Raw genomic sequence first — 18408 nt, forward strand, 5'->3', positions numbered from 1 at the left:
CCGCACGTATCCGACGAGTACGACCCGCGAACTGCTGACCGTCAGCGCCGACTGTCGACGCCGCGGAACTCGAATCGCGCGCCACCGGCGTCGCTGTCGGTCACCGTAACGCTCCAGCCGTGGGAGGTGGCGATCCGGTCGACGATCGCGAGTCCGAACCCGGTTCCCTCGGTCGCGGTCGAGTAGCCGCTCTCGAGGACGCGCTCGCGCTCGTCGCTCGGGATTCCGCGGCCGTCGTCCTCGACGAAAAACCCCTCCCCGTCGGGGAGGTCGCCGACCGTGACGGTAACGCTGACGTCGATGGGGTCGCCACCGTTAGCAGTGGGTTGCCCCCGTTGGTCGGCACGCACCACGCCGTGTTCGAGAGCGTCCTCGGGAGCGTCAGCGACCGAGGGCTTGGAAGACGCGGAGCGTCTTCCGGCGTCCTGGTGAGCTTGCGAAGCAGGACTCGTGGAGCTGTGCTCGACGGCGTCCTCGGGAGTTTGCGACCGAGGGATCGTGGAACCGTGTTCCACGGCGTTTCGAATCAGGTTCTCAAGCAGCCGTTCGAACCGGCGCCCGTCGACCCGAACAACGGCGTCCGTCGGCGTCTCGAGGGCGGCGGATCCCGTTTCGACGTGTCGCCAGCACCGTCTGGCGAACACCGCGAGTTCGATCGGGTTGTAGTCCGTAATCGGTTTTTCCTCGCGTGCGAGCGTCAGAATGCCGTCGATCAGTCCCTGCATCCGATCGTGCGCCTCGGCGACGGTCTCGAGGCGGTCGTCGTCGCGTCCCTCCTGCACCAGCGAGAGCTGTCCCTGGGCGACGTTCAACGGGTTCCGAAGATCGTGAGAGACGACGCTGGCGAACGACTCGAGGCGCTCGTTCTGTCGTTCCAGCGTTCGTTCGCGCTCCTTGCGTTCGGTGATATCGCGGAGGACGCCGACGGTCCCTCGAAACTCGCCGTCCTCCATCGGGAGGAGTGCGAGGTGATTTTCGGTCGGAACCCGGTCGCCGTCTTTCGTGTGGAGCGTGATCTCGTAGGAGTCCCGCTCGCGGTCGTCGTCGGCCAACAGCGCCGCGATTATCGATTCGCCCGCCTTGATATCACCGTCGTCGATGACGAGCGAGACGTGTTCGCCGATCTGTTCGTCGGGGCTGTAGCCGATCGAGGTCAGATCGGCGTCGACCGGCGGAATCACGTTCGTGAACCGGCCGTCGGCGTCCAGTACGTACACTTCGTCGGGGATCGCCTTCAGAATCGTCTCGTACTGCTCGAGTTCCCGCTCGCGTTCCGTCCGAACGGTGATGTCGCGAACGACGCCGGCGGCACCGCGATACTGGCCGTCCTCGAGCGGGAGCAAAGAGACGTTGTCCTCGCACTGAATCCGCGTCCCGTCGCTCGTTTCGACCGTGATCTCGTAGGTCTGTTGGGTGCGGTCGGAGCCGCTGGACAGGAGCTCTCGAACGACGTCCGTCCCGCGCTCGACGGACGGTTCGTCGAGCAGAAACGAGACGGGTTGCCCGATGATGTCGCGCTTCGCGTAGCCGGTTATCTCGGCGTAGGCGTCGTTGACGAACGCGTAGCGGCCGTCCGAATCGATCGTGTAGACCGGATCGCCGAGCGCTTCGACGATCGTCTCGTAGCGTTCCAGATCGCGTTCGCGATCCCGGTGATCCGTGACGTCTCGAAGGGTACAGATGAGTCCGTTCCGGTCGGTCGTCGAGAGCGTGTGATCGACGACGATCCGGCTGCCGTCCGCTCGAACGCCGGTCGACTCGTCGTGCCAATAACCCTCCGCACGCACCGTCGGGAGCACCTCCTCGCGGACGGTCGCGGCGTCCTCGTCGGTGTACAGCAGTTCCCAGTGCTCGCCGATCAGCTCCGCCGGCTCGTAGCCGAAACACTCCGCGTACGCCCGGTTCACGTAGACGAACGTTCCGTCCGGATCGAGCAGACTGATCCCCTCCCGCGCGGTTTCGATCGCCCGCCGCTGACGTTCGTGGTGGCGCTGGCTCCGCGCCGTCTCGACCGCGTTGACGAGTCGGTTGGCGAGCACCGGGTACTCGTCGCTTGCGGTCTCCTTCTGCACGTAGTCCGTGACACCCGCCGCGATCGCGTCGCTGGCGAGCGCTTCGGACCCGGAGTCGGTACACAGCACGAACGGCACGCGCTCGTCCCGATCGCGAACGCGTTCCAGCAACGCGAGCCCGTCCGTATCGGCCAGATCGTACTCCGAGACGAGGCAGTCGATTCGATCGGTCTCGAGCCGCGCGAGCCCCTCCCGTGCGGTCGTCGCGGTGGTCGTCTCGAACCGGTCGTCTTCCCGCTCGAGTCCCGCGGCGAGCTGCGCCGCAAACGCCGGGTCGTCGTCCACATGTAAAACGCGGATTCGCTCCGGCCGGTCGTCCGCGCGTGGTGAGTCACCGGTCGGTCTCATGACCCCCATTTTGCCAGTACGGAGAAATAGATTGGGTCCGCTCTCACGGACAGACCGCGTTACGATACTGTCTCCGGCGACTGAATCAACTGGAACGGAGCCGAACGAATCTACCAGGCAACTGAATACCCCCTGACGAACCGGTTGGATCACGGCTACGGCGTTTCGACCGAGACCGCGATCCGTAATCCGCCGCTTGCGCTCTCCTCGAGCGCGATCGACCAACCGTGAGCCTCGACGACCTCGGAAACGATCGCCAGTCCGAACCCGGTTCCCTCGGCCGCCGTGCTGTACCCCCACTCGAGAGCAGCGTCGCGCTCGCCGGCCGAGATTCCTGGCCCGTCGTCCTCGATCGCGAACCCATCCCCGGTCGCGGTCACCGTCACTGTCACGTCGTCGCCGACGTGTTCGCGGGCGTTACGCAGGACGTTCTCGAAGAGCGCACGGAGTCGACTCTCGTCGCCGTCGACCGTCGGCAGCGAGCCCTCTCGGTCGACCTCGAGCGTGGGATCGACCGCACGGTGAGCCTGATCGAGGACGACGTCGAGATCGACGGTGGCCGTCTCGGTCAGCCGCTGGCCGCTCCGGGCGAGCGCGAGCACGTTCTCGACGAGTTCGTCCATCCGGTCGAGCGCCCACGCGATCTCTTCTACGTGTCGGTTCCCGCCTTCGTCGACGTGTTCCGCGACGTTTTCGAGCTGGCCCGTCGCGACCGTGAGCGGATTCCGAAGATCGTGGGAGACCGTGCTCGCGAACGCCTCGAGGCGATCGTTCTGGCGCTCGAGTTCGCGGCTTCGATCGGCGAGTTCGCACTCGCGGGCGGCGCGGTCGAGGGCCGCCTCGGCGTTCGCGGCGAGGATTCTGGCGAGCGTTAACGCCTCGGGATCCAGGCCGTTGACCGCGAGCGAACTCACGATGAAGATTCCGTGCTCGCCGAGGGGAACGTGGGCCTCGCTTCGGACCGGCGTCTCGGGGTTGCGAACGTTCGACGCGCGACGGACGTCGCCGTGGACGATCGCCTCGCCGGCTTCGTAGGCGTCCCAGGCGATACCGCCGCCGGATTCGATGTAGCCGATGTTTCCGAACAGTTCGACGGCTCGGTCGCTCATCGCCGCGGGAACGAGTCCGTCGTTCGCCTTATCGAGGGGTGCAGTTTCGGTGTCGGGAGTCGATCCGCCGTCCGAGCGGTCGTCCGTCACCTCGGCCGCCGACCGTGTGTCGCCCGTCGCCTCGGCCGCCGACCGTGTCGTGATCTCCGGTTCGTAGAGAAACACCGAGTTGAGGTCGAGATCGAGCGCCTCGCTGGCGATATCGGTCATGATGCGTGCGATTTCGTCGCTTTCGGTCGCTGCCATCAGTCGTCGCGTTCCGTCGTGCAACCGTCGGATACGGCGCTCGTGTTCCTTCCGGGCCGTAATGTCGCGTATCGCGCCGACGCTGCCGAGCAACTGGCCGTCGTCGTCGAGCACCGGCGCGATGTTGTCCTCGATGTGGTGTGTCGATCCCGTCGGTGATTCGACGGTCGTTTCGATGGTGGCGCTCCGTCGGTCGTCGCTCGCCTGAATCTCCTCGATGAGCGTCCACCGCTCCTCGAGTTCGGCCTCGGTGATGAACTCGGTGGCGTGCTCGCCGACGATCGCGTCGCGCGGTTCGCCGAAGTAGTCGGCCATCGCCTCGTTGACGATCTCGACGCGTCCGGTGGAATCGAGGACGTACATCGAGTCGCTGACGGTCTCGACGAGCGTTCGGTACCGCTCGAGTTTGCGCTCGCGACGTTTCTGCTCGCTCGTATCCGTGTAGATCGCGTACTCGTGGATCTCGCCGTCGATTTCGGTCGCAAAGCCGCGAAAGAGGAAGTCCCGGGGACCGTCGGTCGTACAGCGCTCGACCTCGGCCGTGACGACGGACTCGAGACCGACCGACTCGTAGACGTCGATCTCTTCGCTTCCCTCCGGGACGAGCAGTTCGTCGATACCGTACTCGGTGAGCGCCTCGCGATCGTATCCGAACAGTTCCTCGAACGACGGGTTGACCGCGACGACGCGGACGCCGTCGGTACGGTCCAGCACTAAGACCGCGTCGGGGACGCTCTCGAACAGCGCGGCGAAGCGCTCGCGCTCGTTTCGGCGCTCTCGTTCCGACCGAATTCGCGAGACCGTCGAGGCGACGGTCGCGGCGACGAGTTTGACGATGCTGACCGCGCGGCCGTCGAACGCGTTCGGCGTCGTCGAAATCGTCTGTAAGACGCTATCGGCGTTGACGGGAACGCTCACGACCGAGCGAACGTCGGCTGCGGTCGGCTCGCCGCTGCCTGCGTACGTCGTCGGATCGATCACCCCTGTCGTATCGGTCCGAAGCGCTTGCTCGACCAGACCCTCGCAGGTCGGTTCTCGAAAGGCCGCCGTCGCCTCGTCGCCCCCGGTAACCGCAACGGGGGCGAAATCGGCGCTGATCCGGCTCGTGTCGGGGTCGTCCCGTTCGACGAACATCGCCGTTGCGTCGGTCTCGAGCAGCCGGTCGACGGCGTCGATCGCCAGTCGGTACGTCTCCTCGATCGACGAACAGGACTCGAGCGCGTGGACGGCGTCGCGGGTCTCCTCGAGACCGAGCCCGAAGTCGTCGGTCTGAGTCGTCGGGAGGGCCTCGTCGTCGGCCCGCAGAATCGCTCGCAACTGCTCGGCGAGCAGGTCGCTCGAATCGGTCCGCCCTTTCGGGACGTACCCCGAGAGTCCGGTCGTAATTGCGTCGCTCGCGACCGTCTCGTCGCCGTCGGCGGTGTAGAGTACGATCGGGACGGTTGCGAGACCGGCCGCTCGGAGCGAGTCGTACAGCGAGAGCGCGTCGGTTTCCTCGAGGCGGTACTCGGTGACCACACACGCGTATTCGGTCGTCTCGTCGGCGAGCGCGTCGCGAAGGGCCGCGGCCGTCGGCACTTCTTCGACCGTGAGCGCGCTGCCGTCCGCCTCGAGTGCCCTCGCGGTCCGTGCTCGATCGGTGGGGTCCGGATCGAGGCACAGAACGGGACCCAACGCCGCGTCACCGCAACTCCCGGACTCTGGCATTTCGTCGTCTTTCATCAGTATCGGCGTCCTGATAAGATGTTCGGCCGTTTTCGAAACGCGTCTGTAGCCGACCGAGCGTCGAAGCGAGCGACTCATGGGAGTCGTTCCGCGGCGTGTGTGCGGTCTCGCGACGGTTCCGGTTTTCGCGCCGACGGATCGCACCGCCAGTTCGAATTTCGAAAAGCGATTTCGAGATTCGTACTGTATCGTGGGGCTTATTACGATGTGCGAACTCCGATTCGACAAGCAAAATGAGCACGGACCATCAGGGCGAGGGCGACACAGGGGACGGACGCACGATCCTGTTGATCGGTAGCGGACCGATCCAGATCGGACAGGCAGCCGAGTTCGACTACTCCGGTGCGCAGGCCTGCCGAGCGCTCCGAGAGGAAGGTGCTCGCGTCGTGCTCGTCAACTCGAACCCCGCGACGATCATGACCGATCCGGAGATGGCCGACGAGGTCTACATCGAGCCGATCACCACCGAGGCCATCGCCGAGATCATTCGCAAAGAGCAGCCAGACGGCGTTATCGCCGGTCTCGGTGGCCAGACCGGCCTGAATGTCACCGCGGAACTGGCAGAAGAGGGCGTCTTAGAGGAGTACGACGTCGAGATCATGGGGACGCCCCTGGACACGATCTACGCGACCGAAGACCGCGACCTCTTCCGCCAGCGCATGGAGAAGATCGGCCAGCCGGTTCCCCGCTCGACCACGATCTCGCTCGAGGAGGGCGAGAAGGTCTCGGAACTGACCGAAGCGGACCTCAAGGAACGTGTCGAAGCCGCCGTCGACGAGGTCGGCGGCCTTCCGGTTATCGCCCGCACGACTTACACCCTCGGCGGGTCGGGATCGGGCGTCGTCCACGAGATGGACGAACTCCTCGCCCGCGTCCGCAAGGGGCTGCGCCTCTCGCGTAACAGCGAGGTCCTTATCACCGAGTCCATCGCGGGCTGGGTCGAGTACGAGTACGAGGTCATGCGCGACGCCGACGACTCCTGTATCATCATCTGTAACATGGAGAACATCGACCCGATGGGGATCCACACCGGGGAGTCGACGGTCGTCACCCCCTCACAGATCGTTCCCGACGAGGGTCATCAGGAGATGCGCACCGCAGCCCTCGACGTCATCCGCGAACTCGGGATTCAGGGCGGCTGTAACATCCAGTTCGCCTGGCGCGACGACGGCACTCCCGGCGGCGAGTACCGCGTCGTCGAAGTGAATCCGCGCGTCTCCCGCTCCTCGGCGCTGGCCTCCAAAGCGACGGGCTACCCGATCGCCCGCGTGACCGCGAAGGTCGCACTCGGCAAGCGCCTCCACGAGATCACCAACGAGATCACCGGCGAGACGACCGCCGCGTTCGAGCCGGCGATCGACTACGTGGTGACGAAAGTTCCGCGCTGGCCCAAGGACAAGTTCGACGACGTCGACTTCGAGCTGACGACGGCCATGAAGTCGACCGGCGAAGCGATGGCCATCGGCCGCACTTTCGAGGAGTCGCTGTTGAAAGCGCTCCGTTCCTCGGAGTACGAACCCGACGTCGACTGGGCCGACGTAAGCGACGAGGAACTCGAGGAACGCTACCTCGAGCGCCCCTCGCCCGACCGTCCCTACGCGCTGTTCGAAGCCTTCGAACGCGGCTACACGGTCGACGAGGTCGTCGAACTGACGGGTATCTTCGAGTGGTACACCGAGCGCTTCAAGCGCATCGCGGACTCGACGCTGGCCGCACAGGAGGGTGACTTCACCGAGGCCGCTATCGCCGGCCATACGAACGCCACGATCGCTGCAGCGGCAGGCGGCGAGGTCGACGTCGACACCGTCGAGCAGCAGGTACCGGGTCGCACGTACAAGCAGGTCGACACCTGCGCCGGCGAGTTCGAGGCCGAGACGCCGTACTACTACTCTTCGCGTAAGAACGAGTTCGAGTCCGGTCCGCTGGTTGGCGACGCCGCGTCGGGCGAGCTCGAGGTCGATATGGACTTAGAGAGCGTGATCGTCGTCGGCGGCGGTCCGATCCGCATCGGGCAGGGCGTCGAGTTCGACTACTGTTCGGTCCACGCCGTACAGGCCCTACGCGAGATGGGGATCGACGCCCACGTCGTCAACAACAACCCCGAGACGGTCTCGACGGACTACGACACCTCCGACGGGCTGTTCTTCGAGCCGATTACCGCCGAGGAGGTCGCCGACGTGGCCGAGGCGACCGGTGCCGACGGCGTGATGGTCCAGTTCGGCGGCCAGACGTCGGTCAACATCGGCGAACCGCTGCAAGCGGAGATCGACCGCCGCGGCCTCGAGTGTTCGGTCATGGGAACCAGCGTCGAAGCGATGGACTTAGCGGAGGACCGCGACCGCTTCAACGCCCTGATGGACGAACTGGGGATCGCCCAGCCCGAGGGCGGCACCGCCTTCTCCAAGACGGAGGCGCTCGAACTCGCCCACGACATCGGCTACCCCGTCCTCGTCCGTCCCTCCTACGTGCTGGGCGGCCGCGCGATGGAGGTCGTCTACGACGACGAGGAACTCGAGAAGTACATCGAGGAAGCCGTCCGCGTGAGCCCGGAGAAACCGATTCTCGTCGACGACTTCCTCGAGGACGCGGTCGAACTCGACGTCGACGCCGTGTCCGACGGCGAGGACGTCCTGATCGGCGGCATCATGGAACACGTCGAGGCCGCCGGAGTCCACTCCGGCGACTCCGCGTGTATGATCCCGCCGCGCTCGCTCGACGACGACACGCTTGCTCGCGTCCGCGAAGTCACCGAAGAGATCGCCGACGCACTCGACACCGTTGGCCTGCTGAACGTCCAACTCGCCGTGCGTGACGGCGAGGTGTACGTTCTCGAGGCGAACCCGCGCTCTTCCCGTACCGTCCCCTTCATCTCGAAGGCCACGGGTGTCCCGATCGCCAAGATCGCCGCGAAGGTCATGGCCGGCACCTCGCTCGCCGACCTCGAGATCGACGAGCAGATTCCCGAGCAGACCTCCATCAAGGAGGTCGTCCTGCCGTTCGACCGCCTGCCCGGCTCGGACCCGCGTCTCGGCCCGGAGATGAAGTCCACCGGCGAGGTCATGGGTAGCGCTGACAGCTTCGGCAAGGCCTACGACAAGGCACAGGACGCGACTAACAAGCCGATCCCCGAGTCGGGAATCGCCATCGTCGACCTCTCGGCGGACAAGTTCCCCGACCCGGACACCGAGGCGGGCGACGCGCTCGTCGACGGCTTCACCGACCACTTCGACCTCTGTGAGGAGGTCGACCTCCCGCAGGCCGTCCGCGAGGGCAAGGTCGATCTCATCGTCTCCCGCGACCGCGACCTCCTCGAGGTCGCCGTCGAGGAGGAGATCACCTACTTCTCGACGCCAGCGAGCGCGTCGGCCGCGCTCGAGGCGCTCGAGGCCAAAGCCGAACCGATCGACGTCCAGTCGATCACCGACCGTCCCAAACGCTCCGGCGAGTGGGGCCGTTCGGACTGAGTTGGCTATCGGTAGACGCCGAACGTTCGGTCGGATCGATCACGCGGTCCCGGCGAACTGGGCGACCATCGATCCCTGATCGGCGGCGCCGCCCAGCGACGTGCCGACGAACTCCATCGCCCCCTCGATCTGATTGCCGCTGTGGAACTGTACGTCGACGACGCCGCCTCCAATTTCGTAGAGCGGCGCGACGATTCCGCCTCGAGGCGTGAAGATGTTGACCTGCAAACCAGCGGAGACACCCGGCGGGAGGTCGACGCCGAGATCGGCGATGTGTTCGGCCCGGAGCAGCCCCGACGCGTCATCCGTCTGTACGGAGCCGATCGGTACCGCCGCATCGTTGAGCGTTGGGTCGCCCCCGGTGTTCAATGCGGTTCGAAGCGCCGTGTTGGTGTAGAACGCGATCGCTCCGCTCTCCGGTGCTCCCAGCGGATTTCCGGAGATGATGGCGACGTCTCTCGGCCCGGCCGAGGTCTGTCCGACGGGCGGAGTGACGAAAAACTGCCCGTCCCGGTCGAACGCCTCGAATGACGTCTCTCCGACCATACGGAGCCGGTAGAGCGTCGGCTCCGTCGGGATGACCGATTCCTGTGCGCGTGTTCGATCTGCGATACCGACGCCGCCGAGACCGAGTACACCCGCCGCTTTGAGCACGGTTCGACGCGAGAGTTCACTACCGACTCCTGTGGCTGTCATTCTCTTTCACTATTCCACGAGGAACGAGGAGAATAGGTCGTCGACCGGCTTAAAATACCGTCACGAACGACTGGAACCTCCATCGGACAGGAGTCTCCTGTTCCACGCTCACTCGAGCGTGTACCAGTCGAACTCCTCGATGGCGAACAGATACGAGACGGGGGGTGCGAGGAGCCCGACGACGAGGACGGTCCACGCGGAGATCGTGATGCCGCGAGCGGAGACCGCCAGTTCGGGTCCGGGCGTCCACGCCGTGACTGCCGTAAACAGGTCGGCGATCAGGCCGGGCGCGTCGGCGTAGAGGACGGCAGCGGCGATCGCCGTGAGGATGATCGCGGCCGAGTAGACGATGAACGCGGTCTTGCTCGGCATCACCGCCTCGCGGTTGTTCGTTACCTTGACGCTGCCGTATCGGGGGAAGGCGGCGCCGACGCCGGTCGCGAGCGCCGGCGTCGCGATCGCGCCGACGGTGGTGGCGACGACCAGGACGGCGGTGTGCTCGAGCGAGAGCGGACTGAGCAGGCCGAGGGTGAGCGAGCCGAGGAGGGCAACCGGCCCGGCGACGAGGGCGCCGGCGACGACCAGTCCCGTGATCGCCTGCCGGCCGGCGAGGGGCGAGGCGACGACGGCGGGCAGTGCGCGCCCGAGGTCGCCGAGCGGGTTGAGGGTGAACAGCGCCCCGGCGGCCCAGACGACGTACAGCGAGAGGATCACGGCGACGTGAGTCGGCACGGCTCCGGTTCGGGCGATCTCCTGGACGAACGCGATCGATCCCAGCAACGGATAGCCGACGTACACCAGTCGGATCGGCGCCCGTTTCGTTCGGCGAATCGCGGTCGTCGCCACCGTCCGAACTGGGCGCGAGAGCCCGTACGAGAGCAGTCTCGAGAGTCGATCCGCCGAGTCTGTCGCCGACTCTTCCGGCTCCTCGAACCGCGCCGGGTCGGCGAACCAGTGTCGTCGCGCGGAGGCGATACCGACGACGACAGCGACCGTGGTCAGCCCCGCTGCGCCGAGCAGCGCCCCGAAAGCGGTGGGACTCGAGGCGGCGACGTTCGGGACGCCGAGCAACAGAAGGTGGCCGGGCCAGCCGAGAGGGCTGTCCTGGAGCGCATAGAACAGTTGGTCGATGACCAGGTTGAACCGCCCCGTGGCGATGGCGCCGAAGTAGAGCACCCAGAACGCGATGAAGATCACCATCCGGTAGCGGGCGATCGGTTCGTAGACGGTGACCAGGTGGCGGACCCAGACGCCGACCACGAAGCCGACGGGAACGGCGGTACAGAGAGCGATGACGACGACGAGCGGCACGAGCACCACGGGAAGTAGCGTCCCCGCTCCGGAGGCGAAGGCGACGGAGAGAACGACAGCCGGCGGAAGGAGCCAACTCCCGAACAGGAGTATTTCAGCCCCGACGACGCCGATGACGACGTTCCGCAGCGGCGTCGAGGTGAGCAGAAAGGCCGGTTTGTCGACGGTTGCGGCCGCCGTAAACGCCCGGATTCCCGCCATGAACACCAGAAACAGCCAGGCGACGGCGACGCCGCCCGTGACGAGTTCGGTCGCCGTCGTCGCCTGGGACTGGGTAATTCCCTCTGCGAACTGCTCGCCGAGCATCGGCAGGAGGTAGCCGCCGGCGACGATGATCGAGCCGAACATGACCGCCGCGAGCAGCCCCATCATGAACAGCTTCGAGCGCTCGTTCGACACCGCTCGAACCGTGCGACGGAACTCCATCGTGGCGACGAGGAGGGGAACGCGCGACATCACCGAGCACCACCGCAGCGGTGACGACTGCACGCCGGCAGGGCGAGACACGGCAGTTCGGGAACCATACTCGATAGCGCGTCATCCATCCAGTAAATCATTTGGATCCTGTCATTCGCGAGGTCGATATCGTTCGACGAACGCGTGGTTACTCGTCGGCACCTCAAGCAGCGCCGAATATGTCACACATTTACATCGAGGGCGACGAAACGAGACGGTATGAGCCCCACCGACGCCCCCGCGATCGAAACCGAGGCCCTCACGAAACGATACGGCGAGACGACCGCCGTCGCCGGGCTGACGATGACCGTCGATCCGGGGACGGTCTACGGCTTCCTCGGGCCCAACGGCGCGGGGAAGACGACGACGATGCGGATGCTGACGACGCTGACGAAACCGACCTCCGGGACGGCCCGGGTCGCCGGTCACCCGATCACCGACCGCGAGGCCGTCACGCCCCACATCGGCTACCTGCCCGAGGAGCCGCCGATTTACGACGAGCTGACGGGTCGCGAACAGCTCGAGTACGCCGCCGGCCTCCGAGACCTCCCCGACGCCGACGCCACCGAGCGCATCGAGTCGCTGCTCGAGCGGTTCGACCTTCTCGAGGACGCCGACAGGCGGATCGAGGGCTACTCGAAGGGGATGCGCCAGAAGGTTGGCGTCATCCAAGCCGTCCTCCACGAGCCGGCCGTCGCCTTCCTCGACGAGCCGACGAGCGGGCTGGATCCCCGGGCCGCTCGAACCATGCGCGAGACCATCGCCGACCTCGCGGACCGGGAGATGACCATCTTCCTCTCGACGCACATCCTCCCCGTCGTCGACGAACTGGCCGACGAGATCGGGGTGCTTCACGACGGCAAACTGGTCGCCCAGGGCGAGCCCGAGACGCTGAAGTCCCGCGCCGAGACCGGCGAGGCGCGGAGTCTCGAGGAGGCGTTCCTCGAGGTCACGCAGGAACACAGCGACGAGGAGCCGGACCGTTCGGCCGAGCCGCCGATGAAGTAACGTGTGCGCTGTGAGTCGGCGAGCGTCCGCACTGTCGCTGTCGATCGCGCGGCGGCGATAGCTCACCGTTAGAGCGGTTCGTAGACGTACGAGTGACGGATATTCACGTCGTACAGGAGCGTCTCACTGGGCATCCGTCGGAACCGGAAGACGGCGTAGATATCTCCAACGGCGCCTGCGGTGTTTACTATCAGCACGAATCCCGCCGTGATCGCGATAATCGGTATCGGAACGGCGAGCAACGGAACGCACGCTGCCGTTATGACGACGAGCGGCGCGAGGGCGACGCGGAGTAGGTCGTTCCGGCGTTGAAATTCACCGAAGACTGCGGCGTAGAACGCTCCCATCGCCGGAACCGCGCCGTACACTGCCGTGTGGCCGTACAGTCGGAAGACGACGCCGTGAATCAGTTCGTGAACGACGGTCGTCACAACCAGCGCCACGAGGAACGGAACGGCGATCGCGGTCAGATCCATCGTCCACGTCGTCGCCGATCCCTCGACCGTCACTTCGTAGAACGTGAACAGTTCCGGCCCGTGAAGCAGCGACAACAGAGCTACAACGGCGACAGACGAGAGGAGACCCAACAGTCCAGATCCGATCAGGAGCGCTATCATCGGGTACCGAAATTCGTACGGCTCGGCGTACCCCTCCGGGGTTGGAGGCAACTGGTCCGTCGCGACGGAATCCGAATTAGCCGATATCTTCTTAGCCACGGCGCCACGTCCGCTGTACGGTCGTAAGTAGTTACATTGTTTGGCCGGACGGAAACGTGATTGTCCGTCGACGATGGGTCGGGGACGCGGACGGGCCGTGCCGCCAGCGGCGAGTCCGACATTCCTAAGCGCGCGGACTCTGTGGTTCGGGTATGGAGTATTACGAGGCGGCGGACTTTTTATTCGATCTGCGGCGGTTCCGCCCGAAACCGGGAACGGAGTCGACGGCGCGGCTGCTCGCCCACCTCGAGAACCCCCACGAAGGCGTCGAGTTCGTCCAAATCGCCGGCTCCAACGGGAAGGGAAGTACGGCGCGGATGGTCGAACGGAGCCTTCGCGAGGCCGGGCTTTCGGTTGGCCTCTACACCTCACCACACCTCGAGGACCTGCGCGAACGCGTCCGCGTCGACGGCCGCAAGATCCCCCGGTCGGCGGTCCGTGACTACGTCGAGGCCGTCCGCGAGTACATCACCGAGCGCGGGGCCGACGGCGAATCGCCGACGTTCTTCGAGACGATGACCGCGATGGCCATCTGGCACTTCGGCCGCGAGGACGTCGACGTGGCCGTCCTCGAGGTCGGTATCGGCGGCAAGTACGATGCCACGAGCGTCGTCGATCCAATCGCGAGCGCGGTGACGAGCGTCACGCTCGAGCACACGGGCATTCTGGGCGACACCGAGGAAGCGATCGCCCGCGACAAGGCACACGTCGCCCCGGACGACGCGCCGCTGGTGACAGGCGTTTCGGGGGACGCGCTCGAGGCGATTCGGGACGTTGCCGGCGACGTGGTGACCGTCGAGAGCGCGTCTGCCGCGCAGGACGGCGAAGCCGACCCCGACGTCACCGTCGAGTACGGGGGACGAGCGAACCACACCGAAGCCGCCGTCGCCATCGAGCGCGACGAGTGGCATCTCGAGACCAATATTCCGCTTCTCGGCACGCACCAGGCCGAAAACGCCGGTATCGCCGCCGTGATCGCGAGGCAGGTGACCGACATCGGGGACGACGACCTCGCACGGGGGCTGCGAAGCGCCCACTGGCCGGGCCGCTTCGAGGTGATCGACACGGCGCCGCTGGTGATTCTGGACGGCGCCCACAACCCAGGCGCCTGCGAGCAACTCGCGGAGACGCTTTCGACGTACGCCTACGACGACCTCCACCTCGTCTTCGGCGCGATGCACGACAAGGACCACCGCGAGATGGCCGCGACGCTCCCGACGCCGGATTCGGTACTCGTCGCCGAGCCGTCGCTCGATCGGGCCGAGGATCGGGACGTCCTCGCGACGGTGTTTTCCGATGCCGGTGCCGACGACGTCCGGACGAGCACGACGGTACAGGGCGCGCTCGAGACCGCACTCACGGACGCCGGAACCGACGACTGCGTGGTCGTGACCGGCTCGCTGTTCGCCGTCGCGGAGGCTCGCTCGCGTTGGACCGCTGCCGGCGTGCCGAAGCGGATTCGGAACCTCGCGGACGCCCGCGACGCGCTTGCGACGGCAAACGTCCCTGAAACCGAGAGCGATCGATCACAGAGCGACGCCGTCCATCGCGTCGTCACACTGACGGTCGACTCCAGTCAGGCGACCGCGCTGAAGACCGAACTGGTTCGCCTCGGCGGCGAGTGCGCTCTCTCGGGTCTCCAGCAGCACGCCGAGGCGGTCGAGGCGGTGCTGATGGGGACCGTCGCGCAGTTCGAGGCGCTCGTCGCGACCCTCGAGTCGGACGCGGACGGGCAGTCGAGCGGGCTGGGGGACGTCGCTCGAGAGATCCGAGAGATCCTCGAACTCGACGCGGCTACTGCAGCCGCGAACGAAGGGGAATCGGGCGATTCGGACTCGAGGGAGTCAAACGCACCGGTCTCCGACTCGACTACGGAACGCAGCGACGACCGCTATCCCTGGCACGACCGCACCGCCGTGATGGGCATTCTGAACGTCACGCCGGACAGCTTCCACGACGGCGGCGAGTACGACGCGCTCGAGGACGCTCTCGCCCAAGCCGAGGCGATGATCGAGGCCGGCGTCGACGTGATCGACGTCGGCGGCGAGTCGACCCGACCGGGTGCCGACCCCGTCTCGGTCGAAGCGGAGATCGACCGCGTCGTCCCCGTGATCGAACGGATCGCGGATCTCGACGTCCGGATCTCCGTCGACACGCGCAAGGCCGCCGTCGCGGAGCCGGCACTCGAGGCCGGCGCCGACATCGTCAACGACGTCTCGGGGCTCGAGGATCCCGAGATGCGCTTCGTCGTGGCCGACCACGACGCGGGGCTCGTGGTGATGCACAGCATCGACGCGCCGGTCGTTCCGGATCGGGACATCGAGTACGACGACGTCGTCGAGGACGTGATCGACCAGCTCTCCGAGCGCGTGCTGCTCGCCGAGAAGGCCGGGATCGATCGCGACGATATCGTCGTCGACCCCGGTATCGGGTTCGCCAAGTGCGCCCACGAGAGCTTCGAGATCCTCGGTCGTCTCGACGAGTTCCGCGCGCTCGGCTGTCCGGTTCTGTTCGGCCACTCCCACAAGTCGATGTTCGATCACGTGGACTCGGCGGCCGGCGAGCGCGGTCCGGCGACGGTCGCGGCGAGCGCGCTCGCGGCCGACCGCGGCGCGGACATCGTCCGCGTTCACGACGTTCCGGAGAACGTCGCCGCGATCCGGACGGCGCTCGCGGCGCGCGATCCGGACCGGTTCGAGTGGTAACGGGTACAACCGTTCTGTGCGCGTCCCGCCCCGTTTTCAACGAGCGTTCAGGTGCCGGTCCAACCTTCAACCGTCCGGCCCGTGTAGCTCCTCCGAGCGCAGCGTGCGCGACGGACCAACTCATGTCTGAGGAACACGACTCCGACCTGGCGGCGAACATTCCGACGGAGAAACTCGAAGAGTACGACGTCGAAAAACCGGTCGAGACGGCCACGTCGATCGTCGACAACCCACAGCGCGTGTTGCTGCCGTTGCTCGGCGGCGGTGCGTTGCTCCTCTCTGCGCTGCGGTCGCTCAAACGGGGGCAGTTTCGCGCGATTCCCAAGGGCGCCGTCGGTGCCGGACTGCTGAGCTACGGTCTCCGAAACCAGCGCTCGAGCGAGTCGCCCACGTTCGAACCGAGCACGGTCGAAATCGAAGGGGGAACCGATGGGAAGGAGACGTCGGACGAGGCCAGCGCCGCCGCCGAGCGCAACGACTCCGGACGAGAGTCACAGATCGATGCGGCGGGTAACATCGACGAGTCGGCACAGCTCGGCGAGGAGGGCGAGACGGGCTCACGGATCGAGTTCACCGACGACGCGGAACAGGACGAGCCGCGAACGAAACCCGAACACGGCGGTGACGAGGAGGACCCCCGTCGCAGTACCGACGACGATGACGGGCCGGTCGAGGTCGACGTCTCCGATACGGCGATGGCCGAAGAAGTGGCCGAAGCGACCGGGCCCGACCCCGAGCAGGCGCAGCCGTCCCAGACCGATGCGACCGAACCCGAGGAGACGCCCGAAGAGGACGCCTCGGACATGAAAGTCGAGCCGGACGAAGACGCCGACTCGACGAGCGACGAGTCGGAGGCCGGTGTAAGCGACGAGGACGACGAAACTGACGAAGACGACGACCGGTAGCCCCGGTACGGCTCCGACGGACGCTGGCTTCTCGAGGCGAGGTGCGATCGTTCGAGAGGCTCGAGGCTCTCGAGCGGTTCGTTATTCCGAGCGACGGGAACCGCTCTCGGCCGCCTCCTCTTGGGCCGACTGCCAGCCGGAGAGCACGTAGGCGGGCAGCGCGATGGCACCGACCACGAGTAGCGTGCCGGCGACGATCGTCCCGATGGTAACGTAGCGCGGACTCAGAGTTAGCGACGCCGGTAGGTCGAACTCGAGGAGCGTGAGGGCGCCGAGAGCGGCGACGCTCGCGAGGGCGACGACGGCGATCGCGAGCAACGGGAGTGGAGACTCGAGCTGACGAGACTGGTCGTCCATACGATGGCTCGTTAGCGACCGTGCATGAGTCATTCGCCTCGCGGACCGAATCCGCGCCGCGATCCAGGTTTCTGGACCCGATACCGAACACGTTCCCGTCCGGCCTTCGACGCGTTCCGGACGCAATAAGTCCCCTCGCTTCCAAGAGCCGGACATGCACTATCAGGAACTCGGCGACTCCGGCGTCGAGGTCAGCGAAGTCGGCTTCGGCGCGTGGGTCGTCGGCACCGACTGGTGGGGCGACCGCTCGGAAGACGACGCCCTCGAGATGGTCCGGTACGCTATCGATCAGGGAGTGACGTACATCGACACGGGCGACGTCTACGGTCACGGCCGCAGCGAGGAACTCATCGGCGAGGCAATCGCGGACGTCCGGGACGACGTGACGCTCGCCTCCAAGGTCGGCTACGACTTCTACAACAACCCCCAGGCCGGCCACGGCGAGTTGCCCAAGGAGATGGATCCCGACTATCTCCGGGACGCCGTCGAACAGAGCCTCGAGCGACTCGACGTCGACCAGATCGACGTGCTTCAGCTTCACAACGCCGACGTCGAGGAGATCACCCCCGACGTGCTCGAGTTGCTCGACGAACTCGAGGAAGAAGGGAAGGTTCGCGCGCGGGGTCTCGCGCTCGGTCCCTCGATCGGCTGGCTCGCGGAGGGCGACCTCGCCATCGAGGAGGAGTTCGACTCCCTCCAACTCGTCTGGAACGTCCTCGAACAGGAGGTGGGCAACCACTTCCTCGAGACGATCGAGCGGACGGGCTCGTCGACCAGCCTGATCCCCCGCGTCCCCCACTCCTCGGGCATCCTGAACGAGCAGGTCACGCCAGAAACCGAACTCGGCGAGGGCGACCACCGCGGCTTCCGACCCGACGCGTGGTACGAGACCGGCTGGGAGAAACTCGAGACGTTGCGGTTTCTGGAACGAGGCGGCGTCTCCGCGAGCGAAGCGAGCGGACGGCAGGGAGCGACCAGCGGGAGCGACCGTGAACGGACGATGGGGCAGGCCTCCATCGCGTGGCTCCTCTCCCACGACCCGGTCGCAAGCGTGACGCCGACGTTCCGCACGAAAGGCGATATCGACGAGTGGGCGGCCGCGAGCGACGTGCCGAAACTCTCCGACGAGGAGCTGGCTCGCGTCGAGGAGTTGTACGAGAACGACTTCGACATCGACCGCGACGACGGGATGGACTCGCTGCGCTCGTCGGTCGGCGGCGAGGACATCGAGTCGGCGGGACTCGACAAGCTCGCGGCCGACTAACGGATCGTCGGCCTCTTTCTTCGCGT

The 18408-nt window shown here is 66.2% G+C and carries 11 protein-coding genes; 5 read left to right on the forward strand and 6 right to left on the reverse strand.

Features of this window, described 5'->3' with window-relative positions; translation table 11 throughout:
• Positions 1-41: 41 nt before the first annotated feature.
• Complete coding sequence (locus BLT08_RS00190; protein ID WP_175529198.1) at positions 42-2420, reverse strand: PAS domain S-box protein; 2379 nt, start codon at positions 2418-2420, stop codon at positions 42-44.
• A gap of 155 nt (positions 2421-2575) precedes the next feature.
• The gene (locus BLT08_RS00195; protein WP_245724119.1) at positions 2576-5497 is read right to left on the reverse strand and encodes a hybrid sensor histidine kinase/response regulator; all 2922 of its coding nucleotides are present in this window, start codon (positions 5495-5497) and stop codon (positions 2576-2578) included.
• 236 nt (positions 5498-5733) lie between these two features.
• Between BLT08_RS00195 and carB the strand changes: the two genes are divergently transcribed.
• Entirely contained in the window at positions 5734-8964 is a 3231-nt protein-coding gene (gene carB / locus BLT08_RS00200; RefSeq protein WP_090302801.1) for a carbamoyl-phosphate synthase large subunit, read from the forward strand.
• Between the two features lie 39 nt (positions 8965-9003).
• Here the strand turns inward: carB and BLT08_RS00205 are convergent, their stop codons facing one another.
• On the reverse strand, positions 9004-9660 hold the full coding sequence (locus BLT08_RS00205; RefSeq protein ID WP_139171238.1) for a hypothetical protein: 657 nt from the start codon (positions 9658-9660) through the stop codon (positions 9004-9006).
• A gap of 108 nt (positions 9661-9768) precedes the next feature.
• Positions 9769-11427, reverse strand: a complete 1659-nt coding sequence (locus tag BLT08_RS00210; protein WP_090302803.1) for a hypothetical protein — start codon at positions 11425-11427, stop codon at positions 9769-9771.
• A 219-nt stretch (positions 11428-11646) separates the two neighbouring features.
• Between BLT08_RS00210 and BLT08_RS00215 the strand changes: the two genes are divergently transcribed.
• Complete coding sequence (locus BLT08_RS00215; RefSeq protein ID WP_090302804.1) at positions 11647-12435, forward strand: ABC transporter ATP-binding protein; 789 nt, start codon at positions 11647-11649, stop codon at positions 12433-12435.
• A gap of 68 nt (positions 12436-12503) precedes the next feature.
• On the opposite strand, the gene BLT08_RS00220 is transcribed toward BLT08_RS00215, so the two are convergent.
• Positions 12504-13103 (reverse strand): DUF3267 domain-containing protein, encoded by a 600-nt coding sequence (locus BLT08_RS00220; protein WP_245724120.1) that lies wholly within the window; start codon positions 13101-13103, stop codon positions 12504-12506.
• 200 nt (positions 13104-13303) lie between these two features.
• Between BLT08_RS00220 and folP the strand changes: the two genes are divergently transcribed.
• Both folP and BLT08_RS00230 read left to right on the forward strand, forming a co-directional pair.
• Positions 13304-15856: a dihydropteroate synthase gene (gene folP, locus BLT08_RS00225; protein WP_090302805.1), complete on the forward strand. Its 2553-nt coding sequence runs from the start codon at positions 13304-13306 to the stop codon at positions 15854-15856.
• A 122-nt stretch (positions 15857-15978) separates the two neighbouring features.
• Positions 15979-16761, forward strand: coding sequence for a hypothetical protein (locus BLT08_RS00230; RefSeq protein WP_090302806.1), 783 nt, complete (start codon positions 15979-15981; stop codon positions 16759-16761).
• Between the two features lie 81 nt (positions 16762-16842).
• Here the strand turns inward: BLT08_RS00230 and BLT08_RS00235 are convergent, their stop codons facing one another.
• A complete protein-coding gene (locus tag BLT08_RS00235) occupies positions 16843-17118 on the reverse strand; it encodes a hypothetical protein (protein WP_090302807.1) in 276 nt (91 codons plus the stop codon).
• Positions 17119-17272: 154 nt separating this feature from the next.
• Between BLT08_RS00235 and BLT08_RS00240 the strand changes: the two genes are divergently transcribed.
• Positions 17273-18382, forward strand: coding sequence for an aldo/keto reductase (locus tag BLT08_RS00240; RefSeq protein ID WP_090302808.1), 1110 nt, complete (start codon positions 17273-17275; stop codon positions 18380-18382).
• Positions 18383-18408: the final 26 nt, after the last annotated feature.

Origin of the sequence: Natronorubrum texcoconense (assembly GCF_900100335.1) — an archaeon.
In the GTDB taxonomy this organism is placed as follows: domain Archaea; phylum Halobacteriota; class Halobacteria; order Halobacteriales; family Natrialbaceae; genus Natronorubrum; species Natronorubrum texcoconense.